We start from the raw sequence: 17595 nt of genomic DNA, 5'->3' as shown, positions 1-17595 counted from the left end.
GCTCCGCGACTCGGTAGAAGCCCGACCATTAGAGTGGCCGCGTGAGCCTGCCTGTTGTTCTCATCGCTGACAAACTTGCCGAATCAACCGTCGAAGCCCTGGGCGACCAGGTCGAGGTGCGTTGGGTGGATGGCCCGGACCGCGAGAAACTGCTCGCGGCGGTGCCTGAAGCCGATGCACTTCTGGTCCGCTCGGCGACCACCGTCGACGCCGAAGTGCTCGACGCCGCGCCGAAACTGAAGATCGTCGCCCGCGCCGGCGTCGGCCTGGACAACGTCGACGTCAAGACCGCCACCGAACGCGGTGTGCTAGTGGTCAACGCGCCGACGTCGAACATCCACAGTGCTGCCGAGCACGCCTTGGCATTGCTGCTCTCCGCCGCCCGCCAAATCCCCGCGGCCGACGCCACCTTGCGCGAGCACGCCTGGAAGCGCTCTTCGTTCTCGGGCACCGAGATCTTCGGCAAGACCGTCGGAGTGGTCGGGCTGGGCCGCATCGGGCAGCTCGTCGCACAGCGACTGGCAGCTTTCGAGGCCCACATCGTGGCCTATGACCCCTACGTGTCGGCGGCGCGCGCCGCCCAACTCGGTATCGAGTTGCTGTCGCTGGACGAGCTGCTCGGCCGCGCCGACTTCATCTCCGTGCACCTGCCGAAAACCCCGGAGACGGCGGGGCTGATCGACAAAGAGGCGCTGGCGAAAACCAAGCCTGGCGTCATCATCGTCAACGCCGCCCGAGGCGGGCTGATCGACGAGGCCGCGTTGGCTGACGCCATCACCAGCGGACACGTTCGCGCCGCCGGGCTCGACGTGTACTCCAAGGAGCCGTGCACCGACAGCCCGCTGTTCGAGCTGCCCCAGGTCGTGGTGACGCCGCACCTCGGCGCCTCGACCGAAGAGGCCCAGGACCGGGCCGGCACCGACGTCGCGGTCAGCGTCAAGCTTGCGCTGGCGGGGGAGTTCGTCCCGGACGCCGTCAACGTCGGCGGCGGGGTGGTCAACGAAGAGGTGGCACCGTGGCTGGATCTGGTGCGCAAGCTCGGCGTCCTCGCCGGTGCACTCAGCGACGAACTTCCGGGATCGTTGTCGGTGCAGGTCCGTGGCGAGTTGGCCAGTGAAGATGTTGAGGTGCTTCGACTTTCGGCGCTGCGGGGCCTGTTCTCGGCAGTCATCGAAGACCAGGTGACGTTCGTCAACGCGCCGGCGATCGCCGAAGAGCGCGGTGTGGCCGCCGACATCAGCACCGCCACCGAGAGTCCCAACCACCGCAGCGTCGTCGACGTGCGGGCGGTAGCTGCCGACGGTTCGGTCGTCAACGTGGCCGGAGCACTGTCCGGTCCGCAGCAGGTCGAGAAGATCGTGCAGATCAACGGCCGAAACTTCGATCTGCGCGCCCAAGGCATCTATCTGGTCATCAACTACGGCGATCAGCCAGGGGCACTGGGCAAGATCGGCACGCTGCTGGGTACCGCCGGGGTCAACATCCAGGCCGCGCAGCTGTCCGAGGACGCCGAAGGTCCCGGCGCGACGATCCTGCTGCGACTGGACCGCGATGTGCCCGCCGACGTCCGATCCGAGATCAGGTCCGCAGTTTCAGCCAACAAGCTCGAAGTGGTTGACCTGTCGTGAAACTGGCCATCATTCCGGGCGACGGAATCGGCCCGGAGGTGATTGCCGAAGCGGTCAAGGTTCTCGACACGGTGCTACCCGGCGTGGCGACGACGCACTACGACTTGGGCGCCAAGCGCTACCACGCCACCGGCGAACTGCTGCCCGATTCCACGGTGACCGAACTGCGTGAGCACGACGCCATCTTATTGGGCGCGATCGGTGACCCGTCGGTGCCCAGCGGGGTGCTGGAGCGAGGCCTGTTGCTGCGACTGCGATTTGCGCTCGACCATCACGTCAACTTGAGGCCAGGCCGGCTGTATCCGGGTGTGAGCAGCCCGCTGGCCGGCGACCCGAAGATCGACTTTGTGGTGATCCGAGAAGGCACCGAAGGCCCGTACACCGGGACCGGCGGCGCGATCCGCGTCGGCACCCCTCACGAAGTAGCCACCGAGGTCAGCACCAACACCGCGTTCGGGATCCGCCGCGTCGTCGAAGACGCCTTCGCGCGCGCCCAGCAGCGCCGCAAACATCTGACATTGGTGCACAAGACGAACGTGCTGACCTTCGCCGGGTCGCTGTGGTCACGGACCGTGGCCGAGGTCGGCGAGAAGTATCCCGCCGTCGAGATCGCCTACCAGCACGTCGACGCCGCGACAATCCACCTGGTTACCGACCCCGGGCGCTTCGACGTGATCGTCACCGACAACCTGTTCGGCGACATCATCACCGACCTGGCCGCCGCGGTGTGCGGTGGTATCGGGTTGGCCGCCAGCGGAAACATCGACGCCACCCGGACCAACCCGTCGATGTTCGAGCCCGTGCACGGCAGTGCGCCCGACATCGCCGGGCAAGGGATCGCGGATCCAACCGCCGCCGTTATGTCGGTGGCGCTGCTGCTTTCCCACGTCGGCGAAGACGCTGCCGCCGCGCGAGTGGACCGGGCCGTGGCTGCCCATCTGGCCAGTCGCCCGAGCGAAAAGCTATCCACCGCCGAAGTCGGCGAAAGGATAGCGTCCGCGCTTTAGTCTCCAGCCCGGGCGGTAACGTTTTGGCCGGCACGATCGGCACCGCCAGCAACGGGAAGATCCCGCACAGCGCGAATGCCAGGGAATAACCCGATCCGGCAATCAGGTCACCCAGCACCGGTGGCGTGCCGGCGGCCATCAGCCGCTGATACGTGTTCTGCAGGCCCAGCGACCGCCCGCTCCAGAACGGTCCCGCGTACTCGGTGATCGCCGTGGACTCCAGGCCGTTGTCGAGAACCGACACGACGGCCACCGAGACCATCAGCGGCACAGCGATGAACAGGTGCAGATGATCGGCGAACGCCAACCCGGCCATGGTCAGGACGCCCACGACTGCCATCACGCGGACCGGACGCAGCCGGGAGCCGACCCGGTCCGACCATCTGCCGACCAGGATCCGGCCCACCGCGCCGAGCACCTGCGACACCGTGACGACACAGCCTGCCGCGAAGATCGAACACTGGTAATTCGCGATCAGCCAGATCAGCATGAACGTCACAGTCAGCGTCTGCGGCACCATCAACAGCGCTGAGGTGGCATGGATTCGGCGTAGCACCCATGAACCGCGGTAGGGGTTGGCCAGTTCTTGTTCGGACGCGTCGGCCCGTTCTTTGCGTGGCGGATCCTTGATGGCAACGACACTGAGCACCGCCGCTGCCGCACACAGCACGGCTGGGAAGATCATGCCCGACACCGCTGACCGACTGCGTTCAGCCAATACCGGAATGACCAACGCGCCCAACGCAATTCCTAACGGCTGCGCGGTCTGTCGGACGCCCATCGCCAAGCCTCGTTGCTCCGGCGGGAACCATCCGGAGACCAGCCTGCCACCGGCCGAGTTGCAGCTGGCGGCCGCCATGCCGCCCACGAACAGCCAGGCGCCGAACCCAATCGTCGAGTGCGCGTTAGAGGCCGCGTAGGCGGCACCGGCTGTCAGCACTGAACCGATCGTCAACACGATTCGTTCGCCTACCCGATCGAGCAGATAGCCCCACAGGATCAGTGTCGCCACCATGCCGAAACTCGGCATCGACGACAGGAGCCCAGCTTCGGCCAGTTGTGCGCCTCGATCTTCTTCCAGGGCAGGGATCAGGAATGCGACGCCGTTGATGAAGACGAACGCGCTCGCGGTCACCAGTAGCGAGACAATGACGATCGACCAGCGCCGTCTCGCATGGAGTGCGACCGTGCCCGTCGGGTCCGTCGGCATTGATCAATGCTCGCACAGCAGTATGGCGGCCGGGGTCGAAGCGGCAACCGCCCGGCTTCGCCGCGCTTGCGACCGCTGGGCCGTCTTTTGGTCGCGGCCCGATGCGCCCGGCTTCGCCGCGCTTGCGACCGCTCGGCCGTCTTTTGGTCACGGCCCGCTGCGCCCGGCTTCGCCGCGCTTGCGACCGCTCACTAGGCTAAGGCGAATGCGCCTTGCCCGAATTGCCAGCCCCGATGGCGTCGCGTTCGTCTCGATCGAGGGTGAGCACGATGACATGACCGTCCGCGAGATCGCGGAGCATCCGTTCGGCACGCCCACCTTCACAGGTCGTTCCTGGCCGTTGGCCGATGTGCGACTCCTGGCCCCGATCCTGGCCAGCAAGGTGGTCTGCATCGGAAAGAACTACGCCGACCACATCACGGAGATGGGCGGTGCCGCACCCACCGACCCGGTGATCTTCCTCAAACCCAACACGGCGATCATCGGACCGAACGTGCCGATTCGATTGCCCGCCAACGCATCGCCGGTGCACTTCGAGGGCGAGTTGGCGGCGGTCATCAGCCGGCCCTGTAAAGACGTCACGGCCGACCGGGCTGCCGAGAGCATCCTCGGCTACACGATCGCCAACGATGTGTCCGCGCGCGACCAACAGATGTCCGACGGTCAGTGGACCAGGGCCAAGGGCCATGACACGTTCTGCCCCGTCGGCCCGTGGATCGAGACCGAGGTCGACCCGGCCGATCTGGAGTTGCGCACCGACGTCAACGGCGAGGTCAAGCAGGACAGTCGGACGTCGCTGATGATCCATGACGTTGGGGCGATCGTGGAATGGATCTCGGGGGTGATGACCTTGCTGCCGGGCGATCTTATCCTCACCGGCACACCCGCGGGCGTGGGCCCCATCGTCGACGGAGACACCGTCAACATCACCATTTCAGGCATCGGGACGCTATCGAATCCTGTTGTTCAAAAACAGGATTCGTAGACTCCTCAATCGGCCCGTAACTGTCGTGTCTGCCGTCGCCGGTGTTGGCCTCGTCGCGCAGCGACTTCGGGGAGTCGACTTCCGGCCGCAACCGGTCGGGCGCTGGTGAGAGATGAGTTGTTTGTTTGGTAGTCTGCTCGTCGGCCCATCACGGCTGGCAGCACTGCCCGTACGACCGCGCAGGGTCGACTGGCAAGGCCCTGACCAGCAGTTTTAGGCAGCCAATGGGGTATGGTGTAATTGGCAACACAGCGGTTTCTGGTACCGCCATTCTAGGTTCGAGTCCTGGTACCCCAGCAGTATTTTTACTTCGCTCTTCCAACGTCGTTGGGCCGCCGAGCGATTAGGTGGGCGTGTGGCAGTCAGCTATGCTGGCTCCTCGGATTGGTTCCGGCCCCGTCGTCTAGCGGCCTAGGACGCCGCCCTCTCACGGCGGTAGCGTGGGTTCGAATCCCATCGGGGCTACTTATCCTTCTTCGCCTAGCTAGCGCGCCCGGCGCGCTAACCGGCCGCAGGCGCGGTCGAACCGCCGACCGGCATCTCCGGAATTCCGAGCTTGCGATGGTCCCACGACCGGGTGCGCTGCGCGACGATACGTACCGCGACCCGCTTGTTCATCATCATGTCGACTGCGGGCTTCACCTCTTCGGTGTAGGGCCCGGTGTAGCGCTCCCACACACTGACACCGACACGAAAGATCGCATCCGGCTCGTCGACGATCTCGGCGATGCCTTCGAAGGACACCCCGCGCAGGCTGTCATAGGTGTTGCCGCCCTCGATCATGAAGCTCACCCGCGGATCGCGCTTGAGGTTGACGGCCTTCTGTGACTTGGCTTTGGTCTCCAGCCAGATCTCGCCGTCGACCACGCCGTACCACATGGCGGTCAGATGCGGTTGTCCGTCGGAACCGACGGTGGCCAGCGTGCCGGTACGGCTACTGGCGACGAAGTCGGTGATCTCCGCCTCGGACATGACGATCTGCGCACGCTGGTTCGTTCCCATGGCGACAGTGTCTCAGGTCACCCATTACGGCCCGAACCGCGGGCAATCACATCTCGAGTCGAGTGCGCGTCGACGGCTTCGAGTGTGCGCTGAGGGTGCCGGCCGTCGGCGTGTCGCCACCCTGGAAGCACACTCGATCGGGCGCTCCGCCTTGGACGCACACTCGGCGAGGCTCGACTCACAACCGCCGGGTCAAGGCGTCCGCGGCCGCCAACAGATCTGCGGCCCAACGTTCGCCCGGCCGTCGACCCATGCGATCGATCGGGCCTGACACCGAGATGGCCGCGACCACCGAACCGCCGGCACCGCGGACCGGCGCTGACACGCTGGCCACCCCGGGCTCTCGTTCCGCGGCGCTTTGCGCCCAACCGCGTCGCCGTACCTCGGCCAGTGTGCGGTCGCTGAACTTGGCGCCGGGCAACACCGCGGCCCGGGTGGCGTCGTCGCTATAGGCCAACAGCACCTTGGCGCCGGAGCCTGCCGTCATCGGCAATCGTGCGCCGACCAGGACGGTATCGCGAAGGCCCGCAGGAGGTTCCAACGCAGCGATGCAAATTCGTGAAGTGCCTTCGCGGCGGTACAACTGCACGCTCTCGCCGGTGATCTCCCGCAGCCGCGGCAGCACCGTCGCGCTGGCCGCCAGGATCGGGTCGTTGACTTGAGCCGCCAATTCGCTGACTGCAGGTCCCAGGCGCCACCGCCCCTCGCCGTCGCGCGCAAGCAACCGGTGAACTTCCAGGCCGGCGGCCAACCGGTGTGCGGTGGCCCTCGGCAGTCCGGTTCGTTTACACAATTCGGCTAGCCCGCAGGGTGATTCCGCGATTGTCTGCAGTACCTCCACGGCTTTGTCGAGAACGCCGATGCCGCTATCCTGTCTCACAGAGAGATACTAGCGTCTCGCATAGTGAGATCAACGAATTGGGATGAGCTCGTGACTAAAACTTCAGCCCACGACGCAGCGCGCCGGCGCACGCTTGCGGAAAAGGTGTGGGACGACCACCTGGTGGCATCGGGCAACGGCACCGAACCCGACCTGATCTACATCGATCTGCACCTGGTTCACGAAGTGACCAGTCCGCAGGCGTTCGATGGTCTGCGGCTGGCCGGCAGGCCGGTGCGCCGTCCGGATCTGACGCTGGCCACCGAAGACCACAACGTGCCGACGATCGACATCGACAAGCCGATCGCCGACCCGGTGTCCCGCATACAAGTGGAGACGCTGCGCCGCAATTGCGACGAATTCGGGATCCGGCTCTACCCGATGGGCGATATCGAACAGGGCATCGTCCATGTCGTCGGGCCGCAACTGGGTCTGACCCAGCCGGGCATGACCGTCGTGTGCGGTGACAGCCACACCTCCACGCACGGCGCATTCGGCGCAATCGCAATGGGCATCGGAACTTCCGAGGTCGAGCACGTGCTGGCCACCCAGACACTCGCGCTGCGACCGTTCAAGACAATGGCCGTCAACGTCGACGGCGAATTGCCGGCCGGGGTGACCGCCAAGGACATCATCCTGGCCGTGATCGCCAAGATCGGAACCGGTGGCGGCCAGGGCCACGTCATCGAATACCGCGGCAGCGCCATCGAATCGCTGTCGATGGAAGCGCGGATGACGGTCTGCAACATGAGCATCGAAGCCGGCGCCAGGGCGGGCATGGTGGCACCGGATGCCACCACCTACGAATATCTGCGCGGCCGCCCGCATGCCCCCACGGGCGCCCAGTGGGATGCGGCGCGGGCGTATTGGGACCAACTACGCACCGACGACGGCGCCGAATTCGACACCGAGGTCTATCTGGACGCCGCAACGTTGACCCCGTTCGTGACGTGGGGGACCAATCCCGGCCAGGGCGTGCCGCTGGGGTCCGCCGTCCCGGACCCGGAGTTGATGACCGACGATAACGAGCGACAGGCGGCTGAGAAAGCGCTGGCGTACATGGATCTTCGGCCCGGGACGCCGATGCGGGAGATTGCGGTCGACACGGTGTTCGTCGGATCGTGCACCAACGGCCGCATCGAGGATCTTCGTGCGGTCGCCGAGATCCTACGCGGCCGAAAAGTCGCCGACGGTGTTCGGATGCTGGTCGTGCCAGGGTCGATGCGGGTCCGTGAAGAGGCCGAAAGTGAAGGCCTGGGCCAGATCTTCACCGCTGCGGGCGCCGAGTGGCGTCAGGCGGGCTGTTCGATGTGTCTGGGCATGAACCCCGACCAATTAGCACCGCAGGAGCGCTGCGCGGCAACGTCGAACCGCAACTTCGAAGGCCGTCAGGGCAAGGGGAGCCGTACACATCTGGTCTCGCCGGCCGTCGCTGCCGCCACGGCGGTGCGCGGAAAACTCTCCGCGCCGGACGACTTGAATTGACCAAGCGAGAAATTATGGACGCCTTTCGCACCCACACCGGGATCGGAGTGCCGCTGCGGCGCTCCAATGTCGACACCGACCAGATCATTCCCGCGGTCTATTTGAAACGTGTCACCCGAACAGGTTTCGACGATGGATTGTTCGCGGCATGGCGCAACGATCCGTCCTTCATCCTTAATCTGAGCCCATTCGACCGAGGTTCAGTACTGGTCGCCGGACCGGATTTCGGCACCGGTTCGTCCCGCGAGCACGCCGTGTGGGCGCTTATGGACTACGGCTTCCGAGTGGTGATCTCGTCGCGCTTCGGTGACATTTTCCGGGGCAATGCGGGCAAGTCCGGTCTGTTAGCGGCCGAAGTTGCTCAAGATGATGTCGAACTTCTTTGGAAGCTCATCGAGAGCAACCCTGGGCTGGAAATCACTGTGAATCTTCAAGATCGGAATGTGTCGGCGGGAACGGTGGTGGTGCCGTTCACGATTGACGATTACACCGCATGGCGGCTGATTGAAGGTCTCGACGACATAGCCCTTACGCTGCGGAAACGCGCCCACATAGAAGTTTTCGAAGCGAGCCGCCCGGACTGGAAGCCGACGACTTTGCCGGTTGCCTAACGGCTCGATTCAGCCCGAATTCGCGGCGGCACACGGCGGTATTCAACAGCTGCGCCACCTACCAAGCGCGGCAAGCGGATTGCTAAAAAATTCGCCGAGATCCATTGAAATTGCGCGTGGCTCTTGGAAATCAGGCACTTGAGGGTTTACCGTGTTTGCTAGTCGGTCCAACGAGGGCCACTAGCTTCGGAGGATATGGATGGTCAACAAGGCAGAGCTCATCGATACACTCACTGAGAAATTGGGCTCGGACCGTCGGCACGCAACCGCGGCCGTCGAGAATTTTGTCGACACCGTCGTTCGCGCGGTCCAAAAAGGTGAGAGCGTCACAATTACCGGTTTCGGTGTGTTCGAGCAGCGCCGCCGCGCGGCCCGTGTGGCCCGCAACCCGCGTACCGGTGAGACGGTGAAGGTGAAGCCGACCTCAGTGCCGGCTTTCCGGCCCGGCGCACAATTCAAAGCGGTTGTCTCTGGCGCACAGAAACTCCCATCGGAAGGACCGGCTGTGAAGCGTGGTGTCGTCGCAAGCGGTGGAGCGAAGAAGGTGGCCAGGAAGGCGCCCGCAAAGAAGACGGCTGCGAAGAAGGTCGTTAAGAAGGCTCCGGCCAAGAAGACGGCTGCGAAGAAGGTCGTCAAGAAGGCTGCTCCGGCCAAGAAGGCTGCAGTGAAGAAGGCTCCGGCCAAGAAGGCCGCGACCAAGCGGACGACTACAGCCGCGAAGAAGGCTCCGGTCAAGAAGGCCGCAACCAAGCGGGCTCCGGCCAAGAAGTCTGCGGCCAAGAAGTCTCCGGCCAAGAAGACGACGGCCCGTCGCGGTCGTCGCTAAGCACTAGCCGCACCACACGCAGATTCGCCGCGGAACCGGCTTTCCTGAGCCGTCCGTGGCGAATTTGCGTGTCAGGCCTCCACGTTGGCGGCCAGCGCACTGCCGATGTGATCGGCCGCGATCAGCCGGCCGTCGGCCAGTGACAGCATCCACGTACTGCCTTTGCGATTGCGGGACTTGTCCGCGCGCACCCCATCGCGTTCGCACCACCAGGCGATCAGGTCCGGAATCACCTTGCCTTGAGTGCAAATGACCGGCGTGCGACACGAGTCCGCGATCTGTAGAACTCGGCGTCGAGCGCGCTTCGGGTTGTCGGCGTACGCCTCTTCGGTGAGGGCGGGCTCGTTGTTGATGGCAACGCCCAGCTCTTCGGCGAGCGGCTCCACCGTCTGGTGGCAACGCAAGCGATCCGCGGAATACACATCGGTGGGACCGAAGGTCGTTAGCTGGGCGACGAGTGCTTCAGCCTGCGCCCGGCCTTTCTTGTCCAGTGGCCGTATTTTGTCGTCCCCGGAGAATCGGGACTTGCTGCCCGCGGTGCCGTGCCGCACGATGAGGACCGATTTGGTATCCGCTGGTTGTTCAGCCCACCGCCGCAACACTTTTCGGTCGTACGGATACGACACTTTCTTGATCGCGGCGGCGGCTGACAGCCAGATGAGCTCGTCGACTTCGTTGTTGGGGGCGAAGCTGCCGCCGAGACTGCGGGCCGACCAGTACTGCACCTTTTTGGTGCGTTGTTCGATCGGATAGCTCACTGACGCGATCCGACGGCCGAGCTCGACGTGGTACCCGGTCTCCTCGAACACCTCGCGCACAGCGGTCACCGGCTCCGTTTCGCCGGGGTCGACTTTTCCTTTGGGCAGCGACCAGTCGTCGTAGCGCGGACGGTGAATCACCGCAACCTCGGGGGCGGATTGGCGGTGCCCCGGTCGCCACAGCACGCCGCCGGCGGCGAGAACGGTCTTGCTCGCCGATCGCCCCGACGAGGATTGTGTCGACACCTGCACTCCTGCATGTCAATTCGGGCCCGTTCGGACCCTGCGGCCAGAAGTTTGCGTCTTCCTGTCGGTTAGGGGCTGCGGTGCTGCTCCATCAGCGACACCTGGTGATCGCGCACCGAGTGGCCCTCTTGCGGTGACGCCTTCCACACGCCTTCCGGCCGCAATTCCCAGCAGCGCGTTGCGGGATCCAGCGCCGAGTCGAGGATGTCGTTGAGTTGAGCGGTCAGGCGGGAATCCTTGACCTGGACCAACACTTCCACCCGGCGATCGAGATTGCGATGCATCATGTCGGCGCTGCCGATCCAGTATTCGTTGATGGCGCCGAAGTTGAAGATTCGCGAGTGCTCCAGATATTGTCCGAGAATCGATCGCACGGTGATGTTTTCGGAGAAACCCTCGACGCCGGGGCGCAGCGCACAAATTCCGCGCACCACGACCTCCACGTGCACACCGGCTTGCGACGCGCGGTAGAGCGCATCGATGACCTGCTCGTCGACAAGGGAGTTCATCTTCAACCGGATGTGCCCGTTACCGGTTGTCTTGTGCGCGGCGATCTCCCGGTTGACGCGCTCGGTGATGCCCACACGAATACCGTGCGGTGCGACCAGTAGGTTGCGATAGGACAGCTTGCGCGAATAGCCCGTCAGTGTGTTGAACAGATCGGTCAGGTCCGCGCCGATGTCAGGATCGGCGGTCAGCAGGCCGATGTCCTCGTACAGCCGGGCCGTCTTGCTGTTGTAGTTACCGGTCCCGATGTGGCAGTAACGACGGATGGTCGAACCTTCGCGCCGCACCACCAGACACGTTTTGCAGTGCGTTTTCAGGCCGACAAGGCCGTAGGCGACGTGGACGCCCGCCTGCTCCAGCGCACGCGCCCACTTGATGTTGGCTTGTTCGTCGAACCGAGCCTTGATTTCCACCAGTGCCACCACTTGCTTTCCCGCAGCGGCTGCTTCGATGAGGGCCCGAACGATCGGCGAATCACCGGAGGTGCGGTAAAGCGTCTGCTTGATCGCCAGCACATTCGGGTCGGCGGCGGCCAGCTCGATGAATCGCTGCGTGCTCGTCGAGAACGAGTCGTAGGGATGGTGCACCAACACATCGCCTTCGCGCAGGGTTGCGAAAATGCTTTTCGGCGTCTCCCGGTCGGCGAACGCGGGGCTGGTCGCCGGAACGAACGCGGGATCCTTCAACGCCGGACGGTCGACGCCGTAGATCTGCCAGAGCGAGGAAAGATCAAGTAGTCCCGGCACCTGGATGACATCACCGGGATGAACATCGAGTTCGCGCAGCAGCAGCTCCAGCATGTGTTCGGTCATGTCGTCGGCCACCTCGAGGCGCACCGGCGATCCGAACCGACGGCGGGCAAGCTCGCGTTCCAGCGCCTGCAGCAGGTCTTCGTCGCGGTCTTCGTCGACCTCGAAGTCGGCGTTGCGTGTGATGCGGAATGCATGGTGCTCAACGATTTCCATGCCGGGGAACAGCGCGGTCAGGAAGGCTGCGATCAGCTCTTCCATCGGCAGAAAGCGAATTTCTTTCTGGACCGCTGACTGGTCCGCGCTGTCGCGGTCGTCGAGCTCGACGAAGCGATCGACGTTGTCAGGCACCTTGACTCGCGCGAAGTGCTGACCGCCGTCATCCGGCTGTCTGACCGTGACCGCGAGGTTCAGACTCAGGCCGCTAACGAAGGGGAACGGGTGCGCGGGGTCCACCGCCAGCGGGGTCAGGACCGGAAAAACCTGCTCGGTGAAGTAGGTCGAGAGCCGGTCGCGTTCGGCCGAATCCAGATCGGCCCACGTGACGATGTGAATGCCTTCGCCGTCCAGCCCCGGCTCCACCGAGTTGAGAAACACCTCGGCGTGCCGGGTGGCGATCTGCTGAGTCTGCTCGCCGATCCGGCGGAGTTGCTCCCGTGGGGTCAGTCCGTCCGCGGAGCGCACCGATAGGCCCATCTCGTCGCGCCGTTTCAAGCCGGCAACGCGAACCATGTAGAACTCGTCGAGGTTAGAAGCAAAGATCGCCAAGAATTTCAGGCGCTCCAACAACGCCAGCGACGTGTCTTCGGCGAGCGCGAGGACGCGCGAGTTGAAGTCCAGCCAGCTCAGTTCGCGGTTGAGGTAGCGGTCTTCGGGGAGTGGGTTCTCGACTGCGGCGGCGGTGGTGGCCGGCGGTGCACCAGGCGCCGAATCGGTGGCTGGCCATTCGGCCGACTCGGCGACGCTCTTGTCCGGGGCTTCGATGTCAGTCACCCTTGAGATCATTCCCCATCGGTGGGGGGTGCTGCCACCGACTGAGGATCGAACACTCGGCGTTGAGGCGCTGTTTACCCGTCGTTACCCCGCCTGGTGTTCCAAACCTTCGACCGCTCGCGTGGTCGCGGGCCCCATCCCCAGCCGGCGTGCGACCGCCAGATCCTCGGGGGTGTCGATGTCGCAGCGCAATCCCGGCCATTCGCCAGTGAGTTCAGCCGCGCCCGAATTACGGTGCAGTGTAGATGAATTCAGCCCAAACTGCGGGTCGAGCGCGGTGCCGAACGCGCAGAGCGCTGCGGTGCCCGTGCCGAGCCGGTCGGCGACAAAGCTTCGGTGATGGCGGCGAGCCTCCGCAATCGCCGCACTGAGTTCCCGGGTTTGCAATACCGGCAGATCGCCTTGCAGGACAACAATATTCGAGAATGACTCGGACACCACCCGCTCGGCGGCGGCGATCGCATTGTTCAACGGGTTCGGGTGACCGCCTGGCGTCGGATCGGCGAGTACGTCCGCGCCGAGCTCGATTGCCGCAGCGGCGGCGGCGTCGTCGGGCGTGACGACAGTGATTCGGCCGACCGAGCTGACTCGCGCCGCGGCGTTGAGTGTGTCCAACAGCATTGCCAACACGATGTTCTCCCGGGCAGGTGCAGAGAACATCGGCGCGAGCCTGGTCTTGGCGGCGGCCAGACGCTTGACGGCGACGATCAGGCCGACGTCCCCGTCGGCGTCGGCTCGGCTGCGACTCACCGCACCATCCTGCCAGTGCCGTTCGCGGAGCGATCTGCATCGTCGCCGAGCTGGGTTTGATGGCCCGGCTTCTCCTCAGATCGCGGAGCGATCTGCATCGTCGCCGAGCTGGGGCGCTGAGCTACGGTGAAGCGCCGGGAGTTAGAGCACACTGACGGGACGAGATCAGTCGACCATGCCCACCACGACAGCAGTAATGGGTTCCGGTGCGTGGGGGACGGCGCTGGCCAAACTGCTGGCCGACGCGGGCGGCAAGGTCGCGTTGTGGGCGCGGCGATCCGATATCGCCGACCAGATCAACAACACCCGCTACAACCCCGACTACTTGCCCGGCGTGGAGATACCGCCGGGCATCACCGCCACGACGGATCCAGCCGAAGCGCTCAGTGGGGTGACCACCGTATTGCTGGCCGTGCCCGCGCAGACGATGCGGGCGAACCTCGAGCACTGGGCGGGCCTGGTCACGCCCGGCGCAACGCTTGTCAGTGCGGCCAAGGGCATCGAGCTTGGCACGTTGATGCGAATGAGCCAGGTGATCGTCGATGTGACGAGTGTCGACCCGTCGCAAGTAGCGGTGATATCGGGACCGAACCTCGCCAGCGAGATCACCGCGGGGCAACCCGCGGCCACTGTCATCGCCTGCAGCGATTCCGGGCGGGCGGTCGCCTTGCAGCGCATGTTGAACGTCGGGTACTTCCGGCCCTACACCAACGCCGACGTCATCGGCACCGAGATCGGCGGTGCGTGCAAGAACGTCATCGCGCTGGCCTGCGGAATGGCGGCCGGCGTAGGTCTGGGAGAAAACACCGCGGCGGCGATCATTACCCGCGGGCTGGCCGAGATCATGCGGCTCGGCATCGCGGTCGGTGCCAAAGGCGCCACGCTGGCCGGTCTGGCCGGGGTCGGCGACCTGGTCGCTACCTGCACGTCGAGCCATTCGCGCAACCGCACGTTCGGCGAGTCTCTGGGAAGGGGCCAGACCCTGGAGTCGGCGCTACAGGCGCGCGACGGCCACGTCGTCGAAGGGGTGACCTCGTGCGAGTCGGTGCTGGCATTGGCTTCGAGTTACGACGTCGAAATGCCCCTCACTGACGCCGTGCACCGGGTTTGTCACAAGGGGTTATCGGTCGATCAAGCGGTGGCCTTGCTGCTCGGCCGCAGCACCAAGCCGGAATGAGCTCGTAACCAGCACCGCGGCGCCAGCCGGTAGCCTCTCTAGGTTGTGGAAGCCCGCCTGTCATCCAGCACGCCCGGTTCGGGTCGTGTCCGGGTCGCCGTCGTCTTCGGCGGGCGCAGCAGCGAGCACGCTATCTCCTGCGTCTCAGCGGGCAGCATTCTGCGCAATCTCGACCCGGACAGGTTCGAGGTCGTCGCGGTCGGCATCACCCCGGAAGGCTCGTGGGTCCTCACCAACGGGGACCCCGATGCGCTGGCCATCGCCGGCCGGCAGTTGCCGGGCGTGAGTTCGGAGTCGGGCAGGGAGCTCGCGCTGACGGCCGACCCGCGCCGCGCCGGTCAACTGGTCTCGCTGTCGCCCGGCGGGGCCGAGGTGCTGGCGTCGGTCGACGTGGTCTTCCCGGTCTTGCACGGGCCCTACGGCGAAGACGGCACCATCCAGGGATTACTCGAGCTTGCCGGCGTGCCGTACGTCGGCGCCGGGGTGCTGGCCAGCGCGACCGGGATGGACAAGGAATTCACCAAGAAGCTGCTGGTGGCCGAGGGGCTGCCGATCGGCGACTATGCGGTGCTGCGTCCGTCGGAGTCAACGCTGGACGCCAAACAGCTTGACCGGCTTGGCCTTCCGGCTTTCGTCAAGCCCGCGCGCGGCGGCTCGTCGATCGGGGTGAGCCGGGTGACCAGCCGCCAGGAACTGCCCGATGCGATCGCCTATGCCCGCAAGCACGACCCGAAGGTGATCATCGAATCCGCGATCGTAGGTCGCGAACTGGAATGCGGCGTCCTCGAATTTCCAAACGGCACAGTGCAAGCCAGCACCGTTGGCGAGATCCGGGTGGCCGGGGTCCGCGGACGCGAAGACGCGTTCTACGACTTCGCGACCAAATATCTCGATGACGCCGCCGAGCTCGACGTGCCCGCCAAAATCGACGATGACGACAGCGTCGCGGTGCGCGAGTTGGCAATTCGGGCGTTCAACGCGATCGACGGCCGGGGTCTGGCCCGGGTGGACTTCTTCCTCACCGACGACGGGCCGTTGATCAACGAGGTCAACACGATGCCCGGATTCACCACGATCTCGATGTATCCCCGGATGTGGGCGGCTAGCGGCGTCGACTATGAGACCTTGCTGGCGACCATGGTGGAGACCGCGCTGTCTCGCGGGACGGGTCTGGGTTAGTCGCCCATCAGCCTCTCGACGGGTTGATCGGGCGGGCCGGCATGACGCGGTCGATCAGATCGGACAGCTGCTGGATCGGCGTCGGCCCGGAGCCCTGCGGCAACGTCAGCGCCACGTAGACCTCTCGGTCGACGGTGTACCAGGTCGATCGCTGATCTTGGCTGACTTCGAACCACTGCACCCGGTCGACGACTTGGATCGGAGATCCGACCACGAAATCGGGGGGACGCTCGAGGCCACACCTCAGCACAACGGGATCCCCGGCGCCCGCGGGCTGCCAGGCGGCGGCGCCGGCCGGCGCCGGCGCCGCCACCTGAGCCCGGTTGTAGTCGCCCAGTCGCTGGGGCAGGGCGTCGGTCAGCTTCACGCAGGCCGAATCTTGCGCCTGCGGCGCAGGCACAGCGGCGATCACCGCAGGAGTTGTTCGGTGGTGGGTGGCCGCGATGGCCAGAACGACGGCGATGGTGCCGACTGCCACTACCAACGCGGCGATCAACGCTGCCCGTGGCGGACCGTCGGTGTCGGTCCCCTCGGAATCGCCCATGTCTCACCCTCTGCTCGATCTCGGCGTTCTAGAACCTACCGTTGAGCGCAAACGGCGATCGGCGAGGAGGCGGCGTGGCTAACGGTGAGTCGGATCGCACGCTCGGCGAGGTCGGTGAATTCGAGGTGATCGACCGGCTGACCCGGAACCGGCCCGCATCGGCCGATGTCATCGTCGGGCCGGGCGACGACGGAGCGGTGGTGTCGGCCGGTGACGGCCGCGTCGTGGTGTCCACGGACATGCTGGTGGAAGGTCGTCATTTCCGGCTGGACTGGTCGACACCGCACGACATCGGCCGTAAAGCCGTGGCGCAGAACGCCGCCGATATCGAAGCGATGGGCGCCCGAGTCACGTCATTCGTCGTCGGCGTCGGAGCGCCGGCCGACACCCCGGCTGGACAGGTCAACGCGCTCGCCGACGGGATGTGGTTCGAGGCCGGCCAGATCGGCGCCGGGATCGTGGGGGGAGACCTGGTCAGCAGCCCGCAGTGGGTGGTGTCGGTGACCGTGCTCGGCGACCTGGGCGGCCTGGCGCCGGTGCTGCGATCCGGCGCGCGACCCGGCTCGCAGCTGGCCGTCGCCGGTCAATTGGGCCCTTCGGCCGCTGGATATGCGTTGTGGGCCAGAGGTATTGATCGGTTCGGCGAATTTCGGCAGCGCCACCTCGTGCCGCAGCCGCCCTACCGGCAGGGCCGGGTGGCTGCCGAGGCTGGGGCGCAGGCGATGATCGACATTTCGGACGGCCTGATCGGCGATCTGCGTCATGTTGCGGATGCGTCCGGCGTCGCCGTCGACCTGCGTACCGACGCGCTGAGCGCCGACCGCGACGCCGTGGCGGGCGCGGCACAGGCCGTCGGAGTCGACCCGTGGAACTGGGTGTTGGGCGGGGGCGAAGATCATGCTCTGGTCGCCGCATTCCCCGGTCGTGTTCCCCAGGGGTGGCGGGTGATCGGACGGGTGGTCGGCGGGCCACCGGCGGTGTTCGTCGATGGTGCGCCGTGGGCCGGTGATGCCGGTTGGCAGTCCTTTGAGGTCGGTGATGGGGCAGTAGGGTGACGC

General features: G+C 65.4%; 15 protein-coding genes, 2 tRNA genes and 1 pseudogene. 11 read left to right on the top strand and 7 right to left on the bottom strand.

Annotation, left to right across the window (positions count from 1 at the left end; translation table 11 throughout):
- The first annotated feature begins 41 nt into the window (after nucleotides 1-41).
- Both serA and ACQY5A_RS17825 read left to right on the top strand, forming a co-directional pair.
- Nucleotides 42-1628, top strand: coding sequence for a phosphoglycerate dehydrogenase (gene serA, locus ACQY5A_RS17830; protein WP_428341679.1), 1587 nt, complete (start codon nucleotides 42-44; stop codon nucleotides 1626-1628).
- Nucleotides 1625-2635, top strand: coding sequence for a 3-isopropylmalate dehydrogenase (locus ACQY5A_RS17825; RefSeq protein ID WP_428341678.1), 1011 nt, complete (start codon nucleotides 1625-1627; stop codon nucleotides 2633-2635). Before serA ends, ACQY5A_RS17825 begins: the two co-directional genes overlap by 4 nt.
- 142 nt (nucleotides 2636-2777) lie before the next feature.
- Here the strand turns inward: ACQY5A_RS17825 and ACQY5A_RS17820 are convergent.
- Nucleotides 2778-3845, bottom strand: a pseudogene (locus tag ACQY5A_RS17820) (MFS transporter); the annotation flags it as partial.
- 205 nt (nucleotides 3846-4050) lie between these two features.
- On the opposite strand from ACQY5A_RS17820, the gene ACQY5A_RS17815 reads away from it, so the two are divergent.
- The 3 genes from ACQY5A_RS17815 (at nucleotide 4051) to ACQY5A_RS17805 (ending at nucleotide 5295) form a co-directional block, all read left to right on the top strand.
- Nucleotides 4051-4830 carry a fumarylacetoacetate hydrolase family protein gene (locus ACQY5A_RS17815; protein WP_428341677.1) on the top strand — a complete coding sequence of 260 codons (780 nt, stop codon included), beginning with the start codon at nucleotides 4051-4053 and terminating at the stop codon, nucleotides 4828-4830.
- Between the two features lie 225 nt (nucleotides 4831-5055).
- Nucleotides 5056-5127, top strand: a tRNA-Gln gene (locus tag ACQY5A_RS17810).
- Between the two features lie 95 nt (nucleotides 5128-5222).
- Nucleotides 5223-5295: transfer RNA gene (locus ACQY5A_RS17805), tRNA-Glu, on the top strand.
- Between the two features lie 36 nt (nucleotides 5296-5331).
- Here the strand turns inward: ACQY5A_RS17805 and ACQY5A_RS17800 are convergent.
- Nucleotides 5332-5832, bottom strand: coding sequence for a PPOX class F420-dependent oxidoreductase (locus ACQY5A_RS17800; RefSeq protein WP_428341676.1), 501 nt, complete (start codon nucleotides 5830-5832; stop codon nucleotides 5332-5334).
- Between the two features lie 178 nt (nucleotides 5833-6010).
- Complete coding sequence (locus ACQY5A_RS17795) at nucleotides 6011-6712, bottom strand: IclR family transcriptional regulator (RefSeq protein WP_428341675.1); 702 nt, start codon at nucleotides 6710-6712, stop codon at nucleotides 6011-6013.
- A gap of 51 nt (nucleotides 6713-6763) precedes the next feature.
- Between ACQY5A_RS17795 and leuC the strand changes: the two genes are divergently transcribed.
- The 3 genes from leuC (at nucleotide 6764) to ACQY5A_RS17780 (ending at nucleotide 9634) form a co-directional block, all read left to right on the top strand.
- Nucleotides 6764-8197 (top strand): 3-isopropylmalate dehydratase large subunit, encoded by a 1434-nt coding sequence (gene leuC / locus ACQY5A_RS17790; RefSeq protein WP_428341674.1) that lies wholly within the window; start codon nucleotides 6764-6766, stop codon nucleotides 8195-8197.
- 14 nt (nucleotides 8198-8211) lie between these two features.
- Nucleotides 8212-8808: a 3-isopropylmalate dehydratase small subunit gene (leuD, locus tag ACQY5A_RS17785; RefSeq protein WP_428343217.1), complete on the top strand. Its 597-nt coding sequence runs from the start codon at nucleotides 8212-8214 to the stop codon at nucleotides 8806-8808.
- Nucleotides 8809-9007: 199 nt separating this feature from the next.
- Nucleotides 9008-9634, top strand: coding sequence for an HU family DNA-binding protein (locus ACQY5A_RS17780; protein ID WP_428341673.1), 627 nt, complete (start codon nucleotides 9008-9010; stop codon nucleotides 9632-9634).
- A gap of 71 nt (nucleotides 9635-9705) precedes the next feature.
- Here ACQY5A_RS17780 and ACQY5A_RS17775 read toward each other — a convergent pair whose 3' ends face one another.
- From ACQY5A_RS17775 to cofC, 3 genes are all read right to left on the bottom strand, one after another.
- Nucleotides 9706-10638, bottom strand: coding sequence for an NUDIX hydrolase (locus tag ACQY5A_RS17775; RefSeq protein ID WP_428341672.1), 933 nt, complete (start codon nucleotides 10636-10638; stop codon nucleotides 9706-9708).
- A gap of 68 nt (nucleotides 10639-10706) precedes the next feature.
- Entirely contained in the window at nucleotides 10707-12899 is a 2193-nt protein-coding gene (locus ACQY5A_RS17770; RefSeq protein WP_428341671.1) for an RNA degradosome polyphosphate kinase, read from the bottom strand.
- A gap of 72 nt (nucleotides 12900-12971) precedes the next feature.
- A complete protein-coding gene (gene cofC, locus ACQY5A_RS17765; RefSeq protein WP_428341670.1) occupies nucleotides 12972-13637 on the bottom strand; it encodes a 2-phospho-L-lactate guanylyltransferase in 666 nt (221 codons plus the stop codon).
- A gap of 175 nt (nucleotides 13638-13812) precedes the next feature.
- On the opposite strand from cofC, the gene ACQY5A_RS17760 reads away from it, so the two are divergent.
- A complete protein-coding gene (locus ACQY5A_RS17760; protein WP_428341669.1) occupies nucleotides 13813-14814 on the top strand; it encodes an NAD(P)H-dependent glycerol-3-phosphate dehydrogenase in 1002 nt (333 codons plus the stop codon).
- Nucleotides 14815-14871: 57 nt separating this feature from the next.
- Entirely contained in the window at nucleotides 14872-15993 is a 1122-nt protein-coding gene (locus ACQY5A_RS17755; RefSeq protein ID WP_428343216.1) for a D-alanine--D-alanine ligase family protein, read from the top strand.
- A 7-nt stretch (nucleotides 15994-16000) separates the two neighbouring features.
- Here ACQY5A_RS17755 and ACQY5A_RS17750 read toward each other — a convergent pair whose 3' ends face one another.
- The gene (locus tag ACQY5A_RS17750; protein WP_428341668.1) at nucleotides 16001-16537 is read right to left on the bottom strand and encodes a DUF3515 domain-containing protein; all 537 of its coding nucleotides are present in this window, start codon (nucleotides 16535-16537) and stop codon (nucleotides 16001-16003) included.
- Between the two features lie 74 nt (nucleotides 16538-16611).
- Here ACQY5A_RS17750 and ACQY5A_RS17745 point away from each other — a divergent pair, with 74 nt between their 5' ends.
- The gene (locus ACQY5A_RS17745; RefSeq protein WP_428341667.1) at nucleotides 16612-17592 is read left to right on the top strand and encodes a thiamine-phosphate kinase; all 981 of its coding nucleotides are present in this window, start codon (nucleotides 16612-16614) and stop codon (nucleotides 17590-17592) included.
- Nucleotides 17593-17595 lie beyond the last annotated feature (3 nt).

Source organism: Mycobacterium sp., assembly GCF_965277065.1.
Taxonomy (GTDB): Bacteria; Actinomycetota; Actinomycetes; order Mycobacteriales; family Mycobacteriaceae; genus Mycobacterium.
The sequence above is the reverse complement of the archived record's forward strand: the minus strand, read 5'-3'. Positions and strand labels throughout refer to the sequence as shown.

Excerpts from the sequence above, each read along its gene's own strand:
- ACQY5A_RS17815 (WP_428341677.1), top strand. The coding sequence starts at position 4,051 with ATGCGCCTTGCCCGAATTGCCAGCCCCGATGGCGTCGCGTTCGTCTCG.
- ACQY5A_RS17800 (WP_428341676.1), bottom strand. The coding sequence starts at position 5,832 with ATGGGAACGAACCAGCGTGCGCAGATCGTCATGTCCGAGGCGGAGATC.
- leuD (WP_428343217.1), top strand. The coding sequence starts at position 8,212 with ATGGACGCCTTTCGCACCCACACCGGGATCGGAGTGCCGCTGCGGCGC.
- ACQY5A_RS17780 (WP_428341673.1), top strand. The coding sequence starts at position 9,008 with ATGGTCAACAAGGCAGAGCTCATCGATACACTCACTGAGAAATTGGGC.
- ACQY5A_RS17770 (WP_428341671.1), bottom strand. The coding sequence starts at position 12,899 with ATGATCTCAAGGGTGACTGACATCGAAGCCCCGGACAAGAGCGTCGCC.
- ACQY5A_RS17760 (WP_428341669.1), top strand. The coding sequence starts at position 13,813 with ATGCCCACCACGACAGCAGTAATGGGTTCCGGTGCGTGGGGGACGGCG.
- ACQY5A_RS17750 (WP_428341668.1), bottom strand. The coding sequence starts at position 16,537 with ATGGGCGATTCCGAGGGGACCGACACCGACGGTCCGCCACGGGCAGCG.